Here is a 5848-nt window from a genome sequence, read left to right on the forward strand (position 1 = left end):
ATACCGTCACCGACCCCTGTATAGTAGAAAAAGTATCTCGGTTCAAATTTCGGATTATCCTAACACAAGGCCTTAACCGCCAGATTAGAAGGATGTGTGAATATTTAGGTTATGAAGTGAGGCAACTAAAGCGAATCCGAATCATGAATGTACATCTTGATATTCCTGTTGGAAAATGGAGAGATCTAACTGAAAAGGAACTCAAGGAATTGAATTATTTGGTTTCAGATAGTTCAAAGACTTTTGATTAAACTACTTTTTCTGATAAACTCTCACATAATCAACCAGATACTCTTTTGGAAACTCGGTACTTGTTGGATCTCCGCCATTAGACCCTAAAGCCAAATTCAATAAAATATAATGTGGCTGATGGAAAGGATTGAATCCATCTGGGTTTAGGGTTTTGTTTAGCTCTATTTCATTGAGCAATTTATCGTCAAGAAAAATTTTGATAAAATCTTCCGTCCACTCCATTTTCCAAGTGTGAAAATTCTCAGCCCAAAAAGCGTCTTTCGCTAAAAAATCCTCAAAAGGAATTTTTGCTTCATCCCAATTTGCCCGTTTAGTCTCATCTGCCCAGGCAGCATTGGCCAGAATTGTTTTTTCACCTTTTATCTGATAAAATTCCATTACATCCACCTCTCCATTTGCAGGCCAAGGCTTACTTATTCCCAAAGTCCAAATGGCAGGCCACATTCCTGAAGCAGTATCAATTTTGGCCCGGACCTCCATGATCCCATATTGAAACTCAAACTTCCCTCTTGTATTAATACTAGACGAGGTATATTCAGCAAATTCCCTAGACTTTTTCCAATCATTACTTCCTGCCTCAAACCTAGAGTTTGTAACTTTTTCTTTTTTCCCCTCAATTCTTAATACTCCATTTGTCTGAATTGCATTAGCTTCTTGGTACCACTGAAGCTCATTGTTTCGAACAAATCCTCTTTCAAAATTCCACTTTGATTTATCAACTACCCCCTCTCTATTAAAATCTTCTTCCCAAATAAGAGTATATCCTTTAGGGGAATCTTGACCATACAAGGTTTGAATATGGAAAATAAAATAAAAGGCTAGAAAGAGTTTTAAAACTGTTCGCATAGAATTGAATTTGATCTTTTAAGATACGGTAAATGATTCTTTGATCTATAATAACAATCAAGACAGGGTAAGATTTTTGGAACTGAATTATTAAAAATGTAACGCACAATTGTGTCTACAACAAGTTGAATTTCAAATCATTAATAAATAATTCTCGTATAAAGAATACAACCAAAACCCAAAATACTATGAATACTGTATCAAGAATTGAACAATGGGCAGATGCTCATCATCCTCAGTGGATTGATTTTGTGAGGGTTATTTTAGGTCTTTTTATTCTTTATAAAGGCATTTTATTTATTTCCGACACGGATGCACTTTTAAATATCATGAAAAGTGCCGACTTACAATTTGTAAATCTCGGCTTAGCACACTTTGTTGCTTTTGCACATTTAGTAGGGGGAATCTTAATAGCAATGGGGTTGGTAACCAGAACTGCTATTGCATTTCAGATCCCAATATTATTAGGAGCTGTTCTATTCGTAAATAGTAGCCAAGGTTTTCTTTCCGTTTCTAACAATTTAGAATTTGGGATTTCCTTAGCTGTATTGATCCTTTTGATCGTTTTCTTTATTTATGGATCGGGGAAATTTTCAGTTGATCATTGGATGAAGAAGCATCCTAATGGATAATAACTTAATCGACACGTCTATAAGTCAAAGCCCCAACGCAATTTAAAACTCTGCCATTTGGAGTGTCATTGCAAGGAAACAATAGATCAAAAGATCTGTTGTTTTGAGAAAAAGTGAGTTTGGCTGTGGATGAAGATACATTCTCTATCTCTATTTCTTTCAGCTTGTCTTTGGGAACATAGAAAAGATACGCATCCAATGCCAATAAATATTGACGTTCTATTTCCTCAGTAAATGCCTCCCCCCTTAATTCATAATTTCCAGTGGAATGGCTGTAGTATCCTAAAACTGTTGGCGTTTCACTTTCCCGGATCAAAATATTCTTTTCAAAAGTCCCATTTGGATCGAAAACATATTGATAGATAAAAAAGAATTGCTGATCAGGATTATAGAAAGCATATTCCCAAGTTCCTTCTAAAGGTTCCAAAGGAAGTATGTCTTTGTCTTCTTTGCATGATGAAAATGAAAAGAAAAGAAATGCCAGAAATAGATATTTATAGAACTTCATAAAATTATGATTTCGAGACAATTAAGGAATATTATATTTTATTCCAAAACGAGATTAATCATTAATCCGCTACAAAAAATAATCATTTATTATAATCCGGCTTTTCCTCTTCCAATGGGAAGGTTTGCATAGAGAGCCCACTGGCTATAATGTTGTTTTCCTTCAATATCTTTTAAGATATCTGTAAGTCCAGCATGATATCGAATCCCAATTGCGTTCACTTTATCTTTTCCAAAGTAAGTTCCAGCACCAAAAATCGCGCTGAAATCCATTTTCTTAATTTGATCTCTGACATCCACTTCCAGTTCTAATTTTCCATCAGGAGTGTCTGCCTCAAAATAATCATATGCTGATTTGAGTCTGTAGGAAATTTGTGGTCCCGCCTCGACAAATAACCACTTTTGACTGCGATATCTAATCGTAACAGGCAGGCTTAAATATTTGATTTTTCTTTCTACTTCAGTTCCTGAAAAAATTGAATTCAAAGAGTTATCCTCTAATTCATAAGCTGTTAAACCTTTGGCTCCTCTGCCATATTTCGCCAACATTCCCAGGTTCATTTCTATTCTATTTTCCCATCTATGGGTAAAAGATAAACCTAGGTTAAAAGAGTTTAAAGCATTAGAGGGCTCAAAGTTCGAAATATTATTACTGCTGTAATCTATATGTAAGCCAAATAAATTGTTTTCATTATTTAGTTTATCTCCAAAGATCAAGCTCATTAGTACTTGAGCCTGGAGACTTTGCTGAACAAAAAATAAGATCAGAAAAAAGAAAATTTGTCTCTTGTATGCCATTAATTCAATTTTTTAAATAATCCAGCAAATCTATAATTAAGGTTCAACAAAAACTGACTTCTTTTACCAAATACGCCAACTTCCGTTCGAAGCATCCAATGCTTATTGTATTGAAATTGAGACCCAAGAATTAAGTTAAAAGGGGCTGCTACTTTTTTATCGATTTTATAATCCACACTTGTATTGCCTGGGTCGATTCCGGAAGCTACTTCTTCTAGCTGATTTATTATCTGTTTAGCTACTATTTTTTGTGCTGGAGGTAGGCCATCCGCCCATTGATTAAGGGATTCAATAACATTACCTTCACCAAATCCAGGAAAGATATCAGCTACAGTGATACTTCCTTGAGTATCATTTTGGATTACCTGATAAAAGGCCCCAGCCCAAATTGAAAAATTTCTCTCTGGGTTACTTAAAGATGGGATAGAATGCCCAATCCTCAAACTACTATTAAATGCAGGAACTGGCTCTACCACTACTTCCACATCCGCAAAATTGTAATTGTTATCCCAGGCTACCCAGATTGGACCAAATGCACCTGTAAGGGTAGCACCTAATCCAAAACTGCTGACTGAAAAACGTTGACTGGTTTGAAAACCAACTGGGCTCAAAAGAGTCACATCGGTTTGTGTGGTCCCTCCACCCAAGATTCCATAAACGTTCAAAAAAGGTAATACCCATAGATCTGGTCTTACTGTATAAGCATTGGTTGTAGCTATAGTGGGTCCAAACTTAATATAGTCACTTACGTCGACCATCTCACTTCCATTAAAACCGATCAATGTCTTGTCAATCAAAATTTCTTGCCTTTGGGTAAAGTAAATACCACTAACTCCCCAAGCATACGGCAAATCATAACCCCTCTTGTAAGCTCCCTTTCCAAGGATTGGAAATATGTAAGGGTAATCGATTTGCTTCAAACTATCAAAATAAGATTGGTATAGTGGATTGAAAACTTTTTGAGCTCCTTGTGCAAATACCTCAATAGAATAGGTTTGGAAGACAATAATCAAGAAGAAATAAAACTTTACTCTTTTCAAAATTTTGAATCTTTAGGCGTAGAAATAATTTAAGCAAGTTGAAAACAACTTTATTTAGGAAACAAGAAAACAACCACTGCTCTCCAACCCCAATCTGCTTTTCCTCCTTCAGGTGCAGCTAAATTTAATCTTGGACCAACGGCAAATTGGGTTTTCTGTTTTCCCAAACTCGTCACAGCACTGATCGTCGGATTCAACCAAATGGTAGTAGTTGATGCTTTCCAGTTTTGAGTCCATTCCATATTAGCCCCAATCCCTGCTCCGGATTTCCAGTTATATGTTATAAAAGGTTGTAAGAACATCTGGCTGATATCCGCCCGATCTTGGTCTCCTGCGACAGACCAAATTTGATTAATCAATCCACCAACAGTCCAACCGTTCATTTGCTTTAATGCTACTGCTGTTGGTCCCATTCCAAATTTCTTAGTAGTCAAAAAATCATTTGTTCCCACAGGTAACAGAAGCGCTGGCCCAACACCCCAAGTCAGTTTTTCTGATTTGGAAGGCGAAAAGAATGCAGACATTACCGCATCCCCAAGACCAGATTGCTTTTCTCCAGGTGCTGTAATATTATATTGTGTTACAATTGGCAGTACTACCCGAGTGATCAAATTGATATTTTCATTGATCTGAACAGGAATTACGGGCTGAAAATTGACCGTATTTCTAGTTCCTTTAAATTCTCCAATTCCATAATCCGTATTTATTTGAAATGGCACCGAAATTAAAGATGCAATTGGATTTGCCAACTCCTTTGCTAATTCAGCAGCATCATCTTGACTTTTGCCTGCGAAAATCACACCTACGAATAATAAATAGGTAATACCAATACTCTTCTTCATATTATTTTTTCGTCAAATTCTATTTATCATACCAATTCCATCAAAATTAAACATTTCTATTTAGCCATAGCTATTGAAGGATTTTATATCCTTTGATTTCGAATTAAATAAAATTAGAGTTCCGGTGCCTTTCGGTGTTTTGTGCCTTGCTCGTATCCATAAGTTAACCGAATCAAGGTAGGTTCTGAATACATTCTCCCCAAAAACTGCAACCCAGCAGGTAGGTTTCCAGAACTGAATCCCATAGGAATCGTGAAGGCCGGCTGACCGGTAGAAGGAGCTATGATCTGAGAATTATCTCCACGATATTCTTCTTGAAATTTATCAATTAAAGCTGGACGATTGTTCCATGTGGGATATACTAAAGCATCCAATTGCAGCGAGTCCATGGTTTTTTCTATTGCTTCACGAAAAGCGATTCTTCGCTCATCTTCATAAGCATTGCCACAAGGAATTTCAGGGTTTCCCCTTCGTAAATTATTATCTCCAAAAGAGGCAATTCTTTGGCGGGTGTAATCCGATTTTGTGCCTACTCGCATTACATCTTCCAAACTTCTGATTGTATCTCTTTTCACGTAAGTCTGGAGAAAATCCTCCAAATCTTCTTTAAAAGCAGGACACCATTGGTCTTGTCTCAATTCATCAAAATTTGGAACGATAACCGAGTCTACAACCACAGCTCCTAAACTTTCCATGTCTTTCATTGCCTGATTAAAAAGTGCAGAAATTTCAGGATCAGGGTCTCTCTCACTGAGCGTTCGGAAAACACCGATCCGAGCTCCACGCAGTCCATCTTTATCCAAATATTGCAGGTAATTACTTTCTGCTTTTCCCTCTGAATAAGAAGTCAAAGGATCTTTTGGGTCTATTCCAACCATGACTTGCAGCACTCGGGTAGCATCTTCAACAGTTTTGACCATTGGGCCCACTA

Annotated in this window: 7 protein-coding genes and 1 pseudogene; 2 read left to right on the plus strand and 6 right to left on the minus strand. The window is 36.8% G+C overall.

Annotated elements, in window-relative coordinates; translation table 11 throughout:
• Nucleotides 1–251: pseudogene (locus Q0L68_RS15105) on the plus strand (23S rRNA pseudouridine synthase F); the annotation flags it as partial.
• Nucleotide 252: 1 nt separating this feature from the next.
• Here the strand turns inward: Q0L68_RS15105 and Q0L68_RS15110 are convergent.
• Nucleotides 253–1098 carry a glycoside hydrolase family 16 protein gene (locus tag Q0L68_RS15110; protein ID WP_296704848.1) on the minus strand — a complete coding sequence of 282 codons (846 nt, stop codon included), beginning with the start codon at nucleotides 1096–1098 and terminating at the stop codon, nucleotides 253–255.
• Nucleotides 1099–1286: 188 nt separating this feature from the next.
• On the opposite strand from Q0L68_RS15110, the gene Q0L68_RS15115 reads away from it, so the two are divergent.
• On the plus strand, nucleotides 1287–1730 hold the full coding sequence (locus Q0L68_RS15115; protein WP_296704850.1) for a DoxX family protein: 444 nt from the start codon (nucleotides 1287–1289) through the stop codon (nucleotides 1728–1730).
• Nucleotides 1731–1734: 4 nt separating this feature from the next.
• Here the strand turns inward: Q0L68_RS15115 and Q0L68_RS15120 are convergent, their stop codons facing one another.
• From Q0L68_RS15120 to Q0L68_RS15140, 5 genes are all read right to left on the minus strand, one after another.
• Nucleotides 1735–2238 (minus strand): hypothetical protein, encoded by a 504-nt coding sequence (locus Q0L68_RS15120; RefSeq protein ID WP_296704852.1) that lies wholly within the window; start codon nucleotides 2236–2238, stop codon nucleotides 1735–1737.
• Between the two features lie 89 nt (nucleotides 2239–2327).
• Nucleotides 2328–2960, minus strand: a complete 633-nt coding sequence (locus Q0L68_RS15125; RefSeq protein ID WP_296704855.1) for a porin family protein — start codon at nucleotides 2958–2960, stop codon at nucleotides 2328–2330.
• Between the two features lie 74 nt (nucleotides 2961–3034).
• Nucleotides 3035–4075 (minus strand): hypothetical protein, encoded by a 1041-nt coding sequence (locus Q0L68_RS15130; protein WP_296704856.1) that lies wholly within the window; start codon nucleotides 4073–4075, stop codon nucleotides 3035–3037.
• A 50-nt stretch (nucleotides 4076–4125) separates the two neighbouring features.
• Nucleotides 4126–4917: a hypothetical protein gene (locus Q0L68_RS15135; protein WP_296704858.1), complete on the minus strand. Its 792-nt coding sequence runs from the start codon at nucleotides 4915–4917 to the stop codon at nucleotides 4126–4128.
• A gap of 113 nt (nucleotides 4918–5030) precedes the next feature.
• Nucleotides 5031–5848, minus strand: an 818-nt coding sequence (locus Q0L68_RS15140) for an amidase family protein (RefSeq protein WP_296704859.1), incomplete at its 5' end; no start/stop codon positions are given.

Origin of the sequence: Algoriphagus sp., assembly GCF_024642405.1 — a bacterium.
Classification (GTDB): Bacteria; Bacteroidota; Bacteroidia; order Cytophagales; family Cyclobacteriaceae; genus Algoriphagus.

Excerpts from the sequence above, each read along its gene's own strand:
- Q0L68_RS15110 (WP_296704848.1), bottom strand. The coding sequence starts at position 1,098 with ATGCGAACAGTTTTAAAACTCTTTCTAGCCTTTTATTTTATTTTCCAT.
- Q0L68_RS15115 (WP_296704850.1), top strand. The coding sequence starts at position 1,287 with ATGAATACTGTATCAAGAATTGAACAATGGGCAGATGCTCATCATCCT.
- Q0L68_RS15120 (WP_296704852.1), bottom strand. The coding sequence starts at position 2,238 with ATGAAGTTCTATAAATATCTATTTCTGGCATTTCTTTTCTTTTCATTT.
- Q0L68_RS15125 (WP_296704855.1), bottom strand. The coding sequence starts at position 2,960 with ATGAGCTTGATCTTTGGAGATAAACTAAATAATGAAAACAATTTATTT.
- Q0L68_RS15135 (WP_296704858.1), bottom strand. The coding sequence starts at position 4,917 with ATGAAGAAGAGTATTGGTATTACCTATTTATTATTCGTAGGTGTGATT.